The organism is Shinella sp. (assembly GCF_049651085.1).
Classification (GTDB): Bacteria; Pseudomonadota; Alphaproteobacteria; order Rhizobiales; family Rhizobiaceae; genus Shinella.
In genome coordinates this window covers 208,887-226,136 of the sequence record NZ_JBASBL010000022.1, presented here as the reverse complement: position 1 = coordinate 226,136, position 17,250 = coordinate 208,887, and the positions used below count along the sequence as shown (strand labels likewise).

Below are 17,250 nucleotides of genomic sequence, written 5' to 3'. Positions count from 1 at the left end.
TTTCCGCCTAGGCCTCGTCGAGCGCCAGCGTCAAATCGGCGATCAGATCATCGGGATGCTCGATGCCGATCGACAGGCGAACCGTCGATTCCAGCACGCCGATGCGCTGGCGGACCTCAACGGGAATTCCCGAATGGGTCATCGTCGCAGGGTGTGATGCCAGCGATTCCGTTCCGCCGAGGCTGACGGCAAGCTTGAAGATCTTCAGGGCGTTGAGGAACTTGAACGAGGCCGGCTGTCCGCCCTTGATGTCGAAGGAGAAGGTCGAGCCGGCGCCGCTGCACTGGGCGGCGAAGGTGCGCCCGGCCGGTGATGCCGGGTCGTTGAACGGCAGGTAGTGGATCTGCTCGACCTTGGGATGATCCCTGAGGAATTCCGCCACCGCCGCCGCATTGCTGTTTGCCCGCTCCATGCGGATTTGCAGCGTTTCCAGCGACCTGCCGAGCATCCAGCACGAATGCGGATCGAGCTGCGTTCCGATGGCGCCCCTCAGCGCCTTCACCTGCTTCATGACCGCCTTGCGGCCGAGCGCCGCCCCGGCGATGAGATCGGAATGCCCGCCGACATACTTCGTCAGCGAGTAGAGCGAGATATCCGCGCCGAACTCGATCGGCCGCTGGAAGACCGGCCCGAGCAGCGTGTTGTCGCAGGCGACGATAGGCACATGGCCCTGCCGTTCGCCGATCGCATCCGCGACCCGGCGGATCATCGCGACATCGACAAGGCTGTTGGTGGGGTTTGCCGGCGTTTCGATGAGGATGACGGAAACGCGGCCCTTCTGCATGGCGGCCTCGGCCGCCGCCTCGACCGAGGCCTCGCTGGTGCCATCGGCAAAGCCCACGGCCGAAACGCCGAGATTGAGGAAGGTTTTGGCAAGCAGGGTTTCGCTGCCGCCATAGAGCGGCTGGGAATGCAGCACGGCATCGCCCGGCCGCACGAAGGCCAGCAACGTGGTGGCGATCGCCGACATGCCGGACGAAAACAGCGCGCAGCTTTCCGTCCGCTCGTAGACCGCCAGCCGATCCTCGACGATCTCGCTGTTGGGATGGTTGAAGCGCGAATAGACAAGGCCGGCACCCCTACCCTCCGGCGGCTCCTTGCGCCCGGAGACATAATCGAAGAAGTCCCGGCCGTCTTCCGCCGACTTGAAGACAAAGGTCGACGTCAGGAAGACCGGCGGTTTGACGGCGCCTTCGGAAAGCTCGGGGTCATAACCATAGTTCAGCATCTGCGTTTCGGGATGAAGGGCATGGTTGCCGATATGGGTTCTCGGCGGGTGCGGCGCAGTCATGAGGCATCTCCCTTGAGTGATGTTCCGAACGTCAGACCACAAGCTACATCAAATTGCGCCGCGCGCTCCCGCTATTTGCCGCTCTCGAAGCGAACGCCTCATCGACGCCCCGCCTATTCGGGCTCGACGGGCCTTCGGTCCGAGCGAACGAGGCGCGCATGATCGGCGATGAAAGCCGCGACAAGGCCCGCTCCGTTCCGCCATGCAATCGAGCCGCAGCGCGCCCTGACCCGTGAGCGTTCCCAGGGATCGAGCAGGCGATCGACGAAGTCGCGACATGCCGGCAGATCCGTATCGCGCCGCATCATCCAGCCGTAGCCGTTGAGTTGCGCCCAGAGGCCGCGATTGGCCTGAAGATCCATCTCCGGCGCCTCGTTGGGAACAAACAGCGTCGGCAATGCGCCCAGCACGTTTTCGTGGAAACTGTTGTACCCGGCCGCCGAGACCGCCGCGTCGAACGCCTGGCTGTAGCGAAAGGCCGGGAAGGCTTCCCGGACGAAATGGCGCTCGTGGCCTGGAGCGACATCCGTGCCGCCGTTGCGGATGGGCGACTTGAGCTCGACGACAAAGGCATTCCTGTGGGCGAGAACGGCGCTGATGACCGCCGAGCGGGTTTCGCTCATGTCGAAATTGCTGCCCGAGCCGAGCTGGAGGAGGACAGCCGTTCCCTCCGCCGGCAGGTCGAGCAGCCGGCGCGCCGTCGCCGCATCGTGCCGGCAAACCGGGTCGACATGCAGAACCGGAGGCACGACGAGGCTGCGCGCCTGCAATGGCCGGGTCGGGCCGAGATCGAATTCGTTGGCCAGTTCGCCGCGCTCGATCACGGCGTCGAATGTGTCGTGATAGTCGAGGAACTTGCGGTGCACCTCCCGCCACATCGGGCGGCGCACCCAGATGGAATAGATATCCGGGAAAAGCGCGAGGACTTCGGCCACGGCCGGGTAGACCGGTGTCGCGTCATAGGCGATGACGGCCGGCCTCACATGGCGCACAAGCTCGAAAAGCTCCTCGGCAAAAACCGTGCTCCAGTCATCCGGATCGGCTTCCATCGCCCGGTGATGCGGTAGGAAATGCACCTGATAGCCCGCATCGACAGCCACCTTCAACGCATAGGACATGGTGGCGAAGACGGGCGTCAGGTCGGAAGGCAGGCGCTCGGCAATCGCCATCTGCTGGGTGAGATGGCCCATGCCGATGCCGTTGGAAGAAATGAAAAGCACGGTCCGGCGCGGCAGGGGCGGCATGAGCGGCGGCGCGGACACCGCCCCCGCCCTCTCCGGCCCTGTCGCAAGCAGCGCCGCGATCCGCTCGGCAAAGCGGCCGAGGCCATGACGCGTCTCGGCAAAGCGGCGTGCCCGCTCGCTCTGGTCGGCGTAAAGACGGGGATCGGCGACATGGCGATCGATGATAGCCTTCACCTCCTGCGGCGTGCCGTAAAGCGCGCCATCGCCGAAAATCGGCGCGAAACTGGCGGGCAGAATGGTGACCAGCCCCACCGCCAGCGCTTCGAGAATGCACCGCCCGAACGCTTCCGACCACGCATCGCTGTGATGGTAGACGTAAAAATCCAGGCCCCGCAGGAAGCCGGCGACATCGTCCTGCCGGAACGGCAGCAGGGTCCAGTTGGCGGGCACCTCGCCATAATGGTCGTGCAGGAAGCTGCCGCCCCCCAGCATCCGGTTTTCGTAGCGTTTCCCATCGGTCGGATAGGCGGCCTGCGCATCGTCAAGCCGGTCGGGCCATTTCTGGATATGCGGCCGGGAATGCCTGCCGATCCGGATCGGCAGGCCGACGGGTCGCGGCGGCCGCGGCAACCAGCAATCGAGGTCGATGAGATTGTCCCAGTCCTTCTCCATCAACCGGCAGCCATGCGGAAGCCGTTGCGGCAGGCTTTCGCGCACGACCGCGCTGACCGGCGCCAACAGCACTGGCCGGCCGAATGCCGCGACGGCATTGCGAACCACGCACACGAGCTCGAACTGGACGGTGCCCGCACGGTCGACGGCAGGATGGTGCAGCACGACGACAATCTGTTCCGCATCGATCAGCGGCCGCGGCTGCAACGGGTTCATCAGGATGCCCGGATGATGCAGCAGCACAAGTCGGGTTTCGACCTTCTGCAGCGGATCGAGCCGCATGGTGATCCCGGTGTCGAGATGCCCGCGAATTTCCGCATGAACCGGCAAAGGCAGGCCGATGATGGGGCCCTTGACCATCAGCAGGCCACTGTCATGGCCGGCTCGGGCGGCCGCCTTCATCTCGACTGACAGCGCAGTCGACGAACCACCCTCGAAACGGGCGTCAGCCACGAAGACGATATCGAGGCGGCTTACCGTCATGAATCGCCCTCTCCTTTCCGCACCGGCGCAGCGGCGAGAAAGCGGTCGATGTTGCGACCATAGGCGAGCACATGTTCGGGCTGCCATTTGGCGAGCAGCAGGTCCCAACGAATGCGCAGATAGCCCGGCCAGTCGAGCGCGCTCCCATGCGCCACCTGCTGCTCCAGGCAAGGAAAGTATTCGAACGCGGCACCCGCCGCCCGGAAATGCAGGAATTCCGGTATGTCGGTGACATAGACGATCCTGTCGAAACGGGCGAAGGCCGCGCCCACCTTTGCCACGATCTCGTCGTGCCCTTCGCGCGCCACGTCGAACAGCGTCACCATCACGATGCGCTTTCGCCCCTGTGACCGGTAGATATGGAGCTGGTTTTCCTCGTCCTGCTCCACGGGCGACCGGCGACGGAAGAATCGCAGAAGATCAACCATCGGCATGCTCCCGTTTTGCGATAGCGGCATCCGGCCAGCGATCCTGCGCAATCCGCATCAACCAGCCGGACAGGCCGGCAAGGTCCGGCCAGTCAGCGTCATGGGAAAAGAGGCAGGCCACGAGCAAGCCCTCCGGCGGCACCGGCAACACGGCAGCAAGGCGGCTTGCGGGGATCGACTGCTGCCCGTCGGCGGCCACGGGTGCCAGCGTTAGCGCCTGCCCTGATGGAGACACGAGGCGGGCGCACAGGCCCTTGGCCGATCCGCCGAAGCGGACGAAGTCGTCAGCGACTTCCGCCGGCAACTGCGTATGGCACTGCCATGTCACCGTCGGCGGTAGCGCCTGCCGGGGGATGAGGAGGTCCGCGACGATCGCCGCATCTTCAGCGAGTTGAAACGCGCGCAGGTGACGAAAGGGCGAAGCGGGGTCCGACACCTCGATTGCGAAACGCGCCTCCTCCGTTTCGTCGATGATCGCCCGGGCTTCGGCGTCGAGCGACTGTTCCTGTGCGAAGGCGACATTGTGCGCGCGGGTCTGCGCCGGAAAATGGTGAAAGCGCCCCTTCGGGTCAAAGTAGTCCGCCGCCGTGTAATCGCCCCGGCCGAGATCGCAGACGATGCGCTGGGCGTCGATCTCAAGCACGAAACTGCCGAGATCGAGATGGGCGTGATTGGTGCTGTTGCGCCCGCTGCGGGCTGCGAGGTAGCTCCTTCCCTGCCGAAGAACGGCGTATCCGGCATCGAAGATCTGCCTCTGCGGTGAGCCGTTCACGCTCTTCACTTCGGGAGGGGAATTGTACCAAACGAGGTCGAAGGCGTGCGGCTTGCCCGATATTTCCCATTGCCACGCCGCAGCTTCCCGGTCGCCATCGCGCCGTGCGAACCACCCGGCGACGGGCGAGCGCTGCGCCGTGGCAAGACTGTCGCCGGCGTTGAACACCATTCCGGACGGGCCGACCATCGCACGCTGGAAGCGCCAGTGTCGCGACACCCCATTCATGGCCTGCGGCTGGCGCTGCACGAGACCAGCCGCCGCCAAGGCCTCATGCGCGAGAATGGCATACCGCGCGCCATATTCGCCATAGGTCGCCCCTTCGGGCCATCCGCCCCCCGCATCGAAATGCTCAAGGCCCGATTGCAGGATCGGCAAGGCGAGATCGAGGACTTCCTCGCACAAGGGCGTCCGTTCGCTCCGCAACAACGCGGCGGCGACGACCAGGCCGCCGCTGCATACGAGCGTCCAGTTGGTGCCCGCTGTGGTCCAGCCGGAGCCGCCTTTCAACGAGCCGAGGCCGGGATGGAGCCCGAGGCGAACAATGCCGTCGACGACCGCCCCCCTCTGTCGCGCGGTCATCACGTCCTTCGACCAGTCGTAGCCGATGGCGACGGCGGTCATCATCTCGGCGGTGTCGATGAAGTGTTGCCGGTTCCAGTTGGGAAAGTCCGCCGCCGCCTGCACCTCGTCGATGATCCGATTGCGAAAGGCAGCGTGCCCGGTCACCATCCATGCCGTGCCAAGCGTGAAGATGCGCCCACCGAGGAGGCGGCTCGTCTCCAGCAGCGTGCCGCGATCCGGGTCGAGAACATGCGAAACCACATCCGCCCGGCAGATCTCGCAAGCCTGCGCAACCAGATAGTCCGCGATTTCGGCGGCATGCGCATTGCCAGCAACGCACCGTCGCAATGTCTGGGCGCCGAACGGGTTGAACAGGATCAAGGATTGAAAGACCGGCTCAGGTGCATTTCCCGCCTCGCTCCTCCCGAAGTTTACGCCAAAAAGCCATCTGCCACAGCCATTACAGCACGGCCTACATTAGCTTGACAAGCGCAGGTGGTGATCTCAGATTGAGCATACTTCCTTTTATTGGCTCCGGTTCGAAGCAACGCCACCCCGGGATACGGTCATGACGAAATTGCTTGCAGGGAAGATTTCGACACTCATTGCGGCGTTCACGACGTCGATGATTCTGAGCGGGTGCCAAACCGCAACATCCGGGCGTCCGGAACTCTGCAAGACCAATGCGAAAGCGGCCAACTGCGTAAAGCCCAAAGTTACTCCGAAGGCCAAGGCCGTGGTGCCGAAGCGCACCGCCTCCCGATGGAAAGCCCACAACGACTATTGACGGTCTGCAAAGCCGAACCGGAAGGAGCGGCAGGATGACGATGCGTTCGGTATATCTCGCGATCCTCTCTGCCTTCCTCCTGTTCGTGCTGCCCGCCGCGGCGCTTGCGCAGACAGGCAATGCGACGCGCCTTGCGCTCGTCATCGGCAACCAGACCTACAAGGACCTGCCCGCCCTCAAGAATGCGCGCGCCGATGCATCCGCCATGAAAGATGCGCTGGCCGAGGTGGGGTTCGACGTCGAACTCATAGAGGATGCGGAAAAGACCGGCATGGAGCGGGGGCTCATCGCCTTCCGCAACAAGATCACCGCCGGCGCCGTCGTGTTGATCTACTATGCCGGCCACGGGCTTCAGGCCTCGGAAGAGAACTACCTCGTCCCGACGGACGCCAAGGTCTCCGATGCCCTCGACCTGCCGCTTGTGGCCCTTTCGGCCAACCAGATCCTGCGCCAGTTCGAGAACACCGAAGCCGGGTCGATCATCTTCATTCTCGATGCCTGCCGCGACAACCCCTTCCTCGGCAAGGGCGGCAAGACGCGCTCCATCGGCAACCAGGATTCCATGTCGCGCGGCCTTGCGCGCATCGCCAGCAAGCACACCGGCACGCTGATCGCCTTCTCCACCTCGCCGGGCGATGTCGCCCAGGACGGGACCGGCAAGAACAGCCCCTATACGCAAGCCTTGACGGCCGCGCTGCGCATGCCCGGCAAGTCGATTGAAGCGATCTTCAAGGAAACTCGCGCGAACGTGGTCGAGGCCACGGGAGGCAAGCAGATCCCCTGGGAGAATTCCTCCCTGGTCTCGGATGTCGTGCTGATCCCCGAGGCCGGCGGGCCGAAGGTGGTGGAGGCCTCGCCTTGCGATCTTGCCGCCGCTCACCCGTCCGATCCGGAGCGCGTCGGGCCGAGCGTCGAATACGCCAATCTCGACACGCAGCTCGCGATCCCGGCCTGCGAGGCGGCGGTGAAGAGCGATCCCGCAAACATGCGCTTCAAGACCCTTCTTGCCCGCTCCCTCGACAAGGCGGGCCGCGGCGAGGAGGCCTACCAGCTCAACGAAGTGGCCATGGCTGCGGGCAATCTTGCGGCCTACCACAACATGGGCAACCTCTACCGCAAGGGACTGGGCGTGAAGAAGGATTTTGCCAAGGCCTTCGAGCTCTACCTCTACGCCGCCGAACGCGGCCACCCGGAAGACCAGAACAATGTCGGCTATATGTATTTCCAGGGCCAGGGCGTCGAACAGGACTACGCAAAGGCGAAGGTCTGGCTGGAAAAGGCCGCCAATCAGAACTGGGGTGCGTCCCATGACAAGCTGGGGCTGATCTACCTCAAGGGCCTCGGCACGAAAAAACAACCGGAGCGCGCCGCTGACTATTTCCAGAAGGGATCCGACCTCGGCGACCGGAGCGCCATGGTCAACCTGGCCAATCTCTACAAGAGCGGAACCGGCGTCAAAAAGGACCTGAAAAAGGCATTCGACAGCTATTCGCGCGCTGCCCGTCTCGGTGCCACGGCGGCCTATGTCAATCTGGGCAACCTCTTTGCGCAGGGCGAAGGCGTGGAAAAGGATCCCGTCGAAGCCGCCTTCTGGTACACGCTCGCCTCCCGCGACGGCCACGAAGAGGCGCTGGAACGCCTGCGCGAGGCCCTCACGAAACTGTCTGAGGAAGAAAAAGAGACGATAAAGCAGCGCCTTGAGGATTGGGCCCGCAGCCGGTTCGGTTGAGTGGCGGCGCTACGGATAGGCCACATGCCGCGATCACCGCGTCTAGCGTGGCCGCCGGATCGCCCTGATCTTCCCGCTACCGCCGCCACCGCAGAAAAACCGCTCGCCGCCATCGGCTTCCAGTCCGGAAATCCCCACTTCGGGAGGCATGTCTAGCTTTTCCAGCACAGCGCCCGTTTCAGGATCGATCCGCCGCAGATCGCTCTCGTCTCCTTCCCAGGTGGCGTGCCAGAGGTCGCCGTCCACCCAGCTGACCCCGGTGACGAAGCGATTGGACTCGATGGTGCGCAGAACCCTGCCGGTCTCAGGATCGACCTGATGGATCTTGCGGCCGCGATGCTGCCCGACCCACAGCGATCCTTCCGCCCAGGCAAGGCCTGAATCACCGCCGGCACCGGGCGCAGGGATGCAGGAAAGCACGGCGCCGGTTTCAGGATCGATTTTCTGGATACGATCCTCGGCGATCTGAAACAGATATCTGCCGTCAAAGGCGGTTCCTGCATGGGCGGCGACATCGATGCAGCGGTCTATTTTCCCGCTGGCCGGATCGAGCGCGTTCAGCCTGTCGCCGGAGGCGAACCAGACGTGATGCCCGTCGAAGGTGAGCCCATGCACCTCGGCGGCATCGGGAAAAGGGCCATATTCCTGAAGGACTTCTGCGCGGGAATGTTTCATCGGTTCCAATCCTCGGGGCGATGATCGCCGACTTGATATTAGCTGCCAGGCAGCGCGCCGGGGAGTAACAATGTCGTCGGGAATCCCGGCACGGGCGGTGTCATCCAGCGGCGCGCGCGGCCCCGCCCGAAGGACTGCACCCTGCCTGCGCCCGAAAGCTGCTCGAGCGCCCGTTGTACGCTGCGCGGGCTGATGCCGAGAGCAATCGCCAGCGCTGAACTCGACCAGGATTCGCCGTCGGCGAGCAGTGCAATGACCGGCGCGTGCCGTTCTTCGGTGCCCGGCGCCAGTACGACGACCTCGCGCGCTTCGCCTGGTGACAGTATGAAACCCCGCTCCGTCGCATTCACCTTAGCCAGCGTTACGAGTTCGCCGCGCAGCCGCCCGATTTCCACGCGAAGCCGGGCACGATGCGATTCATCGGCGTGTCTTGCCCCGAAAGCCTGCCTGACGAGCATGTCCCGGGTCACGTCGCCGGGCCAACCTTCGGCAAGCGCCCGCGCCAACGCGAACAACACCGGCCGGGTCGCAAGCGAGACCACCGTTCCCGTGGTCCTGACCACATTGCGGCATGCGTCGATGACCAGCCTCCCTGAAGCCAGAAGCGCCTCGACCTCCTCCAGTATGAGAAACCGCTCTTTCCCGCAGGCGATGACCCGCGCCGCCGGCCGCCTCATCAGGAGCGACACGTTTTCCACTTCCGCCTGCAGTGCCGGAATGCCCGCCGCTTGCGCCTCGTGTTCGGCCCGCGCGAGCGCCGCGCGCGCCGTCCCCGTCTGCAGGCGCCGGACCGCAATCCCGGCGACAGCAAGTTCGTAAGCCGTTCTCGATGCCGGCGGCAGCGGCGATGGATCGATTTCCAGGAGCAGGCGCTCCGCCTGTTCAAGCCGGCCGATCAGAAGCAGGCGGCGGGCCGAGAGGCAACCCGCATGCGCAGCATTGACGTGATCGCCGCGCCGTTCGAGCAGTACGCGCGCGGCGTCGAGCGCCTTGGTCGGCCAGGCTAGATCGCGCGAGACAAGGGCTATCTCGGCTTCGGCGACCACGCACCGCGCACGGGCAACCGGATGCCTCTGGCCGAAGGCGCGCGCGGCCCGCCGCAGGAGATCCTTCGCCCGAACAAGATCGCCGAGCTGCGCCATGGCAATGCCGCGTAGCGCAAGTGCCGGCGCATCGTCGCGCAGCGCAATTCTCTTCAATGCCAGGAGCGGGTCACCCGCAGCAAGAGCATGCGCAGCAGCGGTCATCAGCGAATCCATCGCAATCCCGTCACACTTGTTACTCTCACCGCTCGGTTTCCGGTGCCATGCTGTTTCATACCCAACAACGCGATGGGCCGTAAACGGAAAACGCGCTTCAGCCTTGAGGCGCGGAATCCGCCGAAACAAGGAGGTTTCAAAAGCCATGACGACCACAAACAGCCGCAAGGGCGGACAGCCCGGCATGAAGACACCACCGATCGTGTCGCAGGAGGCGTGGGACGCAGCCCGCAAGACATTGCTCGTAAAGGAAAAGGCCCAGACCCGTGCCCGGGACGCACTGGCTGCCGAGCGGCGGCGGATGCCCTGGATGGCCGTGGAAAAGGCCTATGAATTCGAGGGGCCAGCGGGCAAGGCAAGCCTGCTCGACCTGTTCGAAGGCCGGCATCAGTTGATCGTCTACCGCGCCTTCTTCGAGCCCGGCGTGTTCGGATGGCCCGACCAGGCCTGCCGGGGTTGCTCCATGGTGGCCGATCAGGTGGCGCATGTCGCCCACCTGAACGCCCGCGACACCACCCTTGTCTTTGTCTCACGCGCGCCGCAAGCCGACATCGCGCGGGTGAAGGCGCGGATGGGCTGGCGGATGCCGTGGTTCACCATCACGGACCGCTTCGACGCCGATTTCGGCGTGGACGAATGGCACGGCACGAACGTGTTCTACCGCGACGGCGAGCGCGTGTTTCGCACCTACTTCATCAACAATCGCGGCGACGAGCAGATGGGCAATACCTGGAACTATCTCGACATCACGCCGCTCGGCCGGCAGGAGGTCTGGGAGAATTCGCCCGAAGGCTATCCCCAGACCCCGACCTACAAATGGTGGAACTGGCACGACAGCTACGTCGCGGACGCCGCACCGGACAGGAAATGGGTCGAGGTGTCGGATGCCGGAGAGGCAGCGTTCCGGGATCAGGACGCGGGCATGAAGCGATGAGCCACGCCCTTCTTGACGGATCCGGCGGGCAGGCAACCCGCCGGGGCCGGGCAATGCAGAGGGCGGCGGATTGGCTGACCCTTGCCGCTGCGCCGACATTCGCCGCCATGGCGCTGCTGAGCGCCTTCCCCGGCGATGCTTCCGCGCAGATGCTTTGCTCGGCCGGCGCCGTTTCGCCAGTGAACGGGATGGTCGCGATGTACCTGTTGATGAGCGCCTTCCACCTGCCTGCGTGGCTGAAGCTGGTCCGCATGGCGTCCGCCGGAACCTCCCCCTAGAGGACAGCATCCGGCGTGGCGGCCCGGCCGCTTCGCTATCGCTTGGCCAGCTGATGCTCTCGCCAGACGGTGAAAAGGCCTGCGCCCACGACGATGAGCGCACCGATGATCATGTTGATCGTCACGTTTTCACCGAACAGGGTCACGGCGATGATGATGTTGAGGACCAGCTGGAAATAGGTGACCGGCTGGACCTCTGCGGCCTGCAGCAGCCCATAGGCCTTGATAAGGAAGTAATGGCTGAGCGTGCCGCAGACGCAGAGCGCCGCCAGCGCGAACCAGTCGGCGGGCTCGACTTCCACCCAGTAGAACGGCCCGATCAGCGAGATCGTGACGGCCCCGGCGACGCCGGCATAGAACAGGCTGGTCACCGCCGAATCCTCTCGGCTGACCGCGCGCGTGGCGATGCTGTAGAGCGCAAACAGCACCGCTGCCGCGAGCGGCAGAAGCAGCGACATGTCGAAGTGGATATCGACAGGGTTTATGATCACCAGAACGCCGATAAGGCCAACCACCACGGCGGCCCCTCGCCTCCATCCGACGGTTTCCCCAAGAAGCGGTATGGAGAGAATGGTGACGATCAACGGCGTTGCCTGGAAGATCGACTGGCTCATGGCGAGCCCTGCATGAACGTAGGCAAAGACGATGATGACGATTTCCACGACCAGCAGAATGCCGCGGACGATCTGCAGCCACGGGCGACGGGTCACGACAGCGCGGCGGATGCCACCGGGCGAAGACGCGGCAAACAGGAAGACGAAGAGCGCAAACGCCCAGAAGCGTATCATCGTGATGAAGAGCGCCGGGTAGCGATCTCCAAGGTATTTCGTAATCGCATCCTGGGCCGCAAAGATGCAGATCGCCAGGAAGGCAAAAAGGTAGCCGCGGGTCTTGGGATTCATTGCCTGTACAAACTCGGAAGCGTTGCGCACCCGATAGCACACTGTTTCACCGTTGGCCCGAACGAATCGCGACTATCGGGCAAGGATGCGTTCATAGTGGCCCATGCAATGGCGGCCCCCGAAGCGAAACGCTCGTTTCGAACAGGGCACCGCCACGCCATGGAATGTCAGGCCTGTGCGGGCCGATGTTGCGCTGCCTGCGCGACAATGCCGTCGAGCAGCATTTCGATGCTGAGGGCAAACACCGCATTCGGCGCCAGATCCTGATAGAGCGGCATCGCTCCCTTCAGCAGCGGGTGCGAATGATCCGGCAACTGCGCCAGTTCCTCCATGTCCTGCTGGCTGGCGGGCGCGATCAGGCCACCCACCTCGCCCATCGCAAGCCCGGTGATGCAGGCATACCAGCCAAGGCAGATCGACGGGACGTCGCGGGTCGGAATACCCGCCTCATGCAGCGCGCCATGCACCATTTCCATATGGTCGTAGTCGGCAGCGCCCGTATAGACGAAATGCTGCATCAGCCAGAAGCTCCTGGGAAAGCGTAGCGCGACGCTGCGATACTGGTCGGCGAGATGGCGCATGCGGCCGCGCCACGGCAGGCTGGCCGGCGCAATGCGCAACTGCGATTCCAGCCAGCCGGCCATTGCCCGGTAGAGGCCTTCCTTCGATTTGAAATGGTAGAGGATCGACATCGGATCACAGCCGACCCGGACGCCAAGCTTGCGCAGCGTGAACCCGACCTCGCCGCCGGCCTCCATCAGCTCCAGCGCGGCGGCCACCATCGTGTCCTTCGACAGGCCGCGCGGACCGGGACTGGCTTTCTGTCTGGGAGGGGTCATTGCGCTCATTCACGGAACTGCCGCTGGCTTGGAAGAGATGTCAGAGCGGAATCTAGTGGGTTGGCATCCATCTGTCGATGCCGCAGGCGCGGTTGGCGCAGGTTGCGGCGCAGTCAACGAAAACCGGCAGGCCCGCAAGGCCTGCCGGACCGGACTTCAGCGCAGCGCTTCCAGCTTCTGGAAATACCACATGCCGACGGCAAGCGCCCGGTTTCCGAGGTATCGGCCAACTGGAAAGCGCCAGTGGCGGGCGCTGGCGAAGACGTCGAAATCCCGGCTGTCGCCGGTGATCGCCGCGGCCATGATCTCGCCAATGATATGCGAGGTGGCGATGCCATGGCCGGAATAGCCCTGCGCATAGAACACATTGGGCGTGACATTGCCGAGCTGCGGAATGCGGTTGATGGTGATGCCGTCCTGGCCTTCCCAAGCGAAATCGATCTTCACACCGGAAAGCTGCGGGAAGGTCTTGCGGATCGCCGGCAGCATCGGTGCGCCGATGTCGTCGCTGGCCGTGCCCTTGTAGTTGGTGCCGCTGCCGAACAGCAGGCGGCGATCTGCGGTCAGTCGGTAATAATCGAGCACGAAGCGGGTGTCGTAGACGGCGAAATCCTGCGGCAGGATGCTTCTGGCAACATCCTCCGGCAGTTGTTCGGTCGCGACGATGCCGAGCGTTGCGGGAAACAGCAGGCCGGAAAGCCTGCCCGGCGCCAGATGATGATAGCCGTTACCTGCGAGCATCACCTTGCTGGCGCAAACCCGCCCCCGCGCGGTGACAAGCTCCGGCCGCTCTCCGTAGATGATTTTCTCGACCGGTGAATCGGTGAAGATCTGCGCGCCGAGCGAGCGGGCGGCATCGGCTTCGCCAAGGCACAGATTGAGCGAATGAAGGTGCATGTTGCGGCGGTTGATCAGACCGGCATGATAGATGTCGGTGCCGACATGCGCGCGCAGATCCGCGCCGTAGACCATCTCGACCTCATCGCCCATGCCATGCCGGCAGGCGGTGCGATACATGTCTTCCAGCTCGGCAATGTGCGATGGCTGATAGGCGGTCTGCATGTGACCATGCTTGAGGTCGCAGCGGATGCCGTATTTCGCGACACGATTTTTGATGATGTCCTGGCCGCGCCAGCGCAGGTTCCAGACGAAATCGGCGGCCTCGTCGCCGAGTTTGCGGCGAAACTGCTTTTCCATCGCCTTGTCGCCGGAGAGCGAACCCGTGACCTGTCCGCCATTGCGGCCGGAAGCCCCCCAGCCGATGCGGTTGGCCTCGAGCACCGCCACGCGCACGCCGCGCTCGGCGAGTTCGACTGCCGTTGCTATGCCGGTGAAACCGCCGCCGATGATCGCGACATCGACATCGATCTCGCCTTCCAGCCGTGAGAACGGCCCGGCCGGATTGGCGGTCGCGGCGTAGTAGGAGTTGCAATAGGGTTCAGCCATGCTCGGCTCCGTCAGATACAGGGGAAAACGTCGACCGGATCAGACCGACAGCCGATAGGTTTCGAGCTCGAATTCGGTGATACGCGCGCCGAACTCGTTCTGTTCCTGCTGCTTGCAGGCAGAATAGGCGATGACGAATTCCGGATGCAGCAAGGCTTTCGTCCTGTCGGAGGCCAGGAACAGGTCGAGCGCCTGCCGCCAGTCGCGGGCGAGCGCCTCGCAGTCCGCATCATGCGAATTGTTGCTGAGCGGCGTTGGCGGTTCGATGGCGCTGTCCATGCCGTGTAGCGCCGCGCCGAGAATGGCGGCCAGCACGATATAGGGGTTGGCATCGGCGCCGGCGACGCGGTGTTCGATGCGCCGCGCCGCATGCGCGCCCGCCGGAATGCGCACCGCCGAGGTGCGGTTTTCATAACCCCAGGCCACCGTGGTGGGCGCCAGCCCGCCGGGGCACAGACGCCGATAGGAATTGAGATGCGGCGCAAAGGCCAGCGTCATCTCGCTCATGGTCGCCAGCAGGCCGCCGACGGCATGGCGCATCGCATCGGTCCCCCTGTCGGTTCCGTCGTTGAAGATGTTGACGCCCTTGTCGTCGATGATCGAGAAATGCACATGCATACCGGACCCTGCCCAGTCGCGGCTCGGCTTGGCCATGAAGCTTGCGACATGGCCGTGGCGGCGGGCGATGTTCTTGATGATCTGCTTGAAGAAGATCGTGTCGTCGGCGATCTTCAGCGCGTCCGGCTGGTGCAGCAGATTGAACTCGAACTGGCGGGGCGAACCCTCGGCAATCGCCGCCTCGACCTCGATGCCGCAGGCCTCGGCGGCGCGATAGACATCGTCGAGGAAGGCCGCGGCCGCATCCAGCTCGTCCAGCGAATAGATATTGTCGAAATCGCCGCTGATCGTGCCCGGCTTTGAGGCTGCCGGGGCAGGCTCCCCCTCCGCCTCCAGCAGGTAGAATTCCAGCTCCGTCGCCACCACCGGGCGCAGGCCCTTTTCGGCAAAGCGCGCCAGCACCGAGGCGAGCAGATGGCGGGCATCGGCGAAATAGGGCGTGCCGTCCTCCTTCTGCATCGACAACGGCAGGAGCGGTATGTCGCGGCCGGCCCAGCCGAGCGACACCGGCGCGCGGCCGGTCGGCAGGCAGATGCCGTCGAGGTCGCCGCTTTCCAGCGTCAGCTTCGTGCCCGCCACATCGACGCCCCATATATCGACGCCGATCGAGGAGAGCGGCATGCGGATGCCGCCATCGCGGACTGCCTGCAGCTTGCCGCCGGGGATGCGCTTGCCGCGCAGGACCCCGTTGAGATCGCAGATCGCGGCAAAGAAATGACGGTTCTCCGCCGTCCTGTCGCGACAGGTGGTGGATGCGGCAAGATCGGCATTTCCGGCAAACATCATGGCTTCCATGACGGACGTCCCCATTGTCGTTGGCTTTGCGGCACTGATCCGAACGCATCGGTCCGCGCCTGCTCGGCAGGTTTCCGGCTCAAATCTCTACACTGTAGATATTCCAAGTCAAGCCCGCCATTTCCACCAGTGAATGCACCGATAAAACCGGGACGGCCGGGCGTTTACGAATAATATTTCGGCGCCTCATGGCACCGGATACGGCGGTCCGCAACAATCTGCGATAGCGCAACTCCACGAAACCGACTTGACGTACCCCCGAGGGCCTGTATTGTTTCTACATTGAAGGGTTCGGATTCAAGCGTGTGGAGGCGTTGGATCCAACAGGGGAGAAGAACAGGCCGCCGGGGTGGCGCAGGAACATGTCCCGCATCCGCCGATCGCCGTTTACACGTCAACATCGCCTTCTGATCACCCCGTCTCCTCACGCCTGCGCCCTGGCGGCACAGGACTGATTTCGGGCGCACAGAGGCAAAAGGGAGGAAACATGCGAAATCTGAAACGAAGCGCCCTGACGGCGCTGGCAACGGTGGCGATGCTGGCGACGGCCGCAAGCGCCCAGGAAAAATCCCTCAACGTCTACAACTGGTCCGACTATATCGGACCGACCACGCTGGCCGATTTCGAAAAGGCCACCGGCATCAAGGCCAATTACGACGTCTTCGATTCCAACGAGGTGCTGGAAGCCAAACTTCTGGCCGGCAGCTCCAACTATGACGTGGTGGTGCCGAGCGCCCAGTTCCTCGAACGGCAGGTAAAGGCCGGCGTCTACCTGGAACTCGACCGCTCGAAGCTCACCCATTTCGCCGATCTCGACCCGGTGCTGATGAAGCAGCTGGCCCTGAACGACCCGGGCAACGCCTATTCGGTACCCTATCTTTGGGGCGCAATCGGCATCGGCTACAACAAGGCGATGATCAAGGAGCGCCTCGGCACCGACGAGATCGATTCACTCGACGTATTCTTCAAGCCGGAAAATGCGGCCAAGCTCGCCGATTGCGGCCTGACGGTGCTGGATTCCTCATCGGAAATCATGGCGACCGCCCTCGTCTATCTCGGCATCGATCCGAACAGTGAGGATGCGGAGGATCTGGCCAAGGGTACGGAGCTGCTGAAGACGCTGCGCCCGCATGTGCGCTATTTCCACTCCTCGCAGTTCATCAACGACCTGGCCAATGGTGCGGTCTGCATCACGCTCGGCTATGCCGGCGACATGGTCAATGCGCGCGAGCGGGCGGCCGAGGCCAAGAATGGCGTCGAGCTGTCGATCGTCACGCCGAAGGAAGGCGGCATCCTGTTCTTCGACGTGATGGCTATCCCGAAGGATGCGCCGAACCCCGAAAACGCCTATGCCTTCATCAACTACATCTCCTCGCCGGAGGTGATCGCCAATATCAGCAACACGATCAATTTCCCGAATGTCAGCCTGGCTGCCGATCCCATGATCAACGAGGAAGTGCGCAACGATCCCGGCGCCTATCCGCCGACCGAGCTGCGTGACAAGCTGCACGCCATGAAGGCGCATTCGATGAAATACGACCGGCTGCTGACGCGCGCCTGGACCGAGATCAAAACCGGCAAGTAACGGCGAGGC

Annotated in this window: 15 protein-coding genes; 5 read left to right on the top strand and 10 right to left on the bottom strand. The window is 63.8% G+C overall.

The annotated features are described in order from the left end of the window. Positions 1-7: 7 nt before the first annotated feature. From WA950_RS15535 to WA950_RS15520, 4 genes are all read right to left on the bottom strand, one after another. A complete protein-coding gene (locus tag WA950_RS15535) occupies positions 8-1,291 on the bottom strand; it encodes a cystathionine gamma-synthase family protein (RefSeq protein WP_424552616.1) in 1,284 nt (427 codons plus the stop codon). 113 nt (positions 1,292-1,404) lie between these two features. Then, positions 1,405-3,630 carry a glycosyltransferase gene (locus WA950_RS15530; RefSeq protein WP_424552615.1) on the bottom strand — a complete coding sequence of 742 codons (2,226 nt, stop codon included), beginning with the start codon at positions 3,628-3,630 and terminating at the stop codon, positions 1,405-1,407. Next, positions 3,627-4,058 (bottom strand): hypothetical protein, encoded by a 432-nt coding sequence (locus tag WA950_RS15525; RefSeq protein ID WP_424552614.1) that lies wholly within the window; start codon positions 4,056-4,058, stop codon positions 3,627-3,629. The genes WA950_RS15530 and WA950_RS15525 overlap by 4 nt, the downstream gene beginning before the upstream one ends. Then, the gene (locus tag WA950_RS15520) at positions 4,051-5,775 is read right to left on the bottom strand and encodes a heparinase II/III domain-containing protein (RefSeq protein ID WP_424552613.1); all 1,725 of its coding nucleotides are present in this window, start codon (positions 5,773-5,775) and stop codon (positions 4,051-4,053) included. Before WA950_RS15520 ends, WA950_RS15525 begins: the two co-directional genes overlap by 8 nt. Positions 5,776-5,962: 187 nt before the next feature. Between WA950_RS15520 and WA950_RS15515 the strand changes: the two genes are divergently transcribed. Together WA950_RS15515 and WA950_RS15510 are read left to right on the top strand one after the other, a co-directional pair. After that, the gene (locus WA950_RS15515; protein ID WP_424552612.1) at positions 5,963-6,181 is read left to right on the top strand and encodes a hypothetical protein; all 219 of its coding nucleotides are present in this window, start codon (positions 5,963-5,965) and stop codon (positions 6,179-6,181) included. Positions 6,182-6,215: 34 nt separating this feature from the next. Continuing rightward, entirely contained in the window at positions 6,216-7,910 is a 1,695-nt protein-coding gene (locus tag WA950_RS15510; protein ID WP_424552611.1) for a caspase family protein, read from the top strand. 42 nt (positions 7,911-7,952) lie between these two features. Here the strand turns inward: WA950_RS15510 and WA950_RS15505 are convergent, their stop codons facing one another. Next, on the bottom strand, positions 7,953-8,585 hold the full coding sequence (locus tag WA950_RS15505) for a glutamine cyclotransferase (protein WP_424552610.1): 633 nt from the start codon (positions 8,583-8,585) through the stop codon (positions 7,953-7,955). 38 nt (positions 8,586-8,623) lie between these two features. Then, positions 8,624-9,844 (bottom strand): helix-turn-helix domain-containing protein, encoded by a 1,221-nt coding sequence (locus WA950_RS15500; protein WP_424552687.1) that lies wholly within the window; start codon positions 9,842-9,844, stop codon positions 8,624-8,626. Between the two features lie 145 nt (positions 9,845-9,989). On the opposite strand from WA950_RS15500, the gene WA950_RS15495 reads away from it, so the two are divergent. Together WA950_RS15495 and WA950_RS15490 are read left to right on the top strand one after the other, a co-directional pair. Continuing rightward, entirely contained in the window at positions 9,990-10,778 is a 789-nt protein-coding gene (locus WA950_RS15495) for a DUF899 domain-containing protein (RefSeq protein ID WP_424552609.1), read from the top strand. Further along, positions 10,775-11,056, top strand: coding sequence for a hypothetical protein (locus tag WA950_RS15490; protein ID WP_424552608.1), 282 nt, complete (start codon positions 10,775-10,777; stop codon positions 11,054-11,056). Before WA950_RS15495 ends, WA950_RS15490 begins: the two co-directional genes overlap by 4 nt. Before the next feature lie 35 nt (positions 11,057-11,091). On the opposite strand, the gene WA950_RS15485 is transcribed toward WA950_RS15490, so the two are convergent. The 4 genes from WA950_RS15485 to WA950_RS15470 form a co-directional block, all read right to left on the bottom strand. Next, positions 11,092-11,958, bottom strand: coding sequence for a DMT family transporter (locus tag WA950_RS15485; RefSeq protein ID WP_424552607.1), 867 nt, complete (start codon positions 11,956-11,958; stop codon positions 11,092-11,094). A 167-nt stretch (positions 11,959-12,125) separates the two neighbouring features. Continuing rightward, complete coding sequence (locus tag WA950_RS15480; protein WP_424552606.1) at positions 12,126-12,797, bottom strand: TetR/AcrR family transcriptional regulator; 672 nt, start codon at positions 12,795-12,797, stop codon at positions 12,126-12,128. A gap of 156 nt (positions 12,798-12,953) precedes the next feature. Continuing rightward, positions 12,954-14,243 carry an NAD(P)/FAD-dependent oxidoreductase gene (locus WA950_RS15475; protein WP_424552605.1) on the bottom strand — a complete coding sequence of 430 codons (1,290 nt, stop codon included), beginning with the start codon at positions 14,241-14,243 and terminating at the stop codon, positions 12,954-12,956. 39 nt (positions 14,244-14,282) lie between these two features. Then, the gene (locus WA950_RS15470) at positions 14,283-15,656 is read right to left on the bottom strand and encodes a glutamine synthetase family protein (protein WP_424552604.1); all 1,374 of its coding nucleotides are present in this window, start codon (positions 15,654-15,656) and stop codon (positions 14,283-14,285) included. Positions 15,657-16,143: 487 nt separating this feature from the next. On the opposite strand from WA950_RS15470, the gene WA950_RS15465 reads away from it, so the two are divergent. Further along, positions 16,144-17,241, top strand: a complete 1,098-nt coding sequence (locus WA950_RS15465) for a polyamine ABC transporter substrate-binding protein (protein WP_424552603.1) — start codon at positions 16,144-16,146, stop codon at positions 17,239-17,241. Positions 17,242-17,250 lie beyond the last annotated feature (9 nt).

Coding starts and splice junctions, on each gene's coding strand:
- WA950_RS15515 (WP_424552612.1), top strand. CDS start 5,963: ATGACGAAATTGCTTGCAGGGAAGATTTCGACACTCATTGCGGCGTTC.
- WA950_RS15495 (WP_424552609.1), top strand. CDS start 9,990: ATGACGACCACAAACAGCCGCAAGGGCGGACAGCCCGGCATGAAGACA.
- WA950_RS15485 (WP_424552607.1), bottom strand. CDS start 11,958: ATGAATCCCAAGACCCGCGGCTACCTTTTTGCCTTCCTGGCGATCTGC.
- WA950_RS15490 (WP_424552608.1), top strand. CDS start 10,775: ATGAGCCACGCCCTTCTTGACGGATCCGGCGGGCAGGCAACCCGCCGG.
- WA950_RS15475 (WP_424552605.1), bottom strand. CDS start 14,243: ATGGCTGAACCCTATTGCAACTCCTACTACGCCGCGACCGCCAATCCG.
- WA950_RS15530 (WP_424552615.1), bottom strand. CDS start 3,630: ATGACGGTAAGCCGCCTCGATATCGTCTTCGTGGCTGACGCCCGTTTC.
- WA950_RS15470 (WP_424552604.1), bottom strand. CDS start 15,656: ATGGAAGCCATGATGTTTGCCGGAAATGCCGATCTTGCCGCATCCACC.
- WA950_RS15525 (WP_424552614.1), bottom strand. CDS start 4,058: ATGGTTGATCTTCTGCGATTCTTCCGTCGCCGGTCGCCCGTGGAGCAG.
- WA950_RS15500 (WP_424552687.1), bottom strand. CDS start 9,844: ATGGATTCGCTGATGACCGCTGCTGCGCATGCTCTTGCTGCGGGTGAC.
- WA950_RS15535 (WP_424552616.1), bottom strand. CDS start 1,291: ATGACTGCGCCGCACCCGCCGAGAACCCATATCGGCAACCATGCCCTT.
- WA950_RS15465 (WP_424552603.1), top strand. CDS start 16,144: ATGCGAAATCTGAAACGAAGCGCCCTGACGGCGCTGGCAACGGTGGCG.
- WA950_RS15480 (WP_424552606.1), bottom strand. CDS start 12,797: ATGACCCCTCCCAGACAGAAAGCCAGTCCCGGTCCGCGCGGCCTGTCG.
- WA950_RS15505 (WP_424552610.1), bottom strand. CDS start 8,585: ATGAAACATTCCCGCGCAGAAGTCCTTCAGGAATATGGCCCTTTTCCC.
- WA950_RS15510 (WP_424552611.1), top strand. CDS start 6,216: ATGACGATGCGTTCGGTATATCTCGCGATCCTCTCTGCCTTCCTCCTG.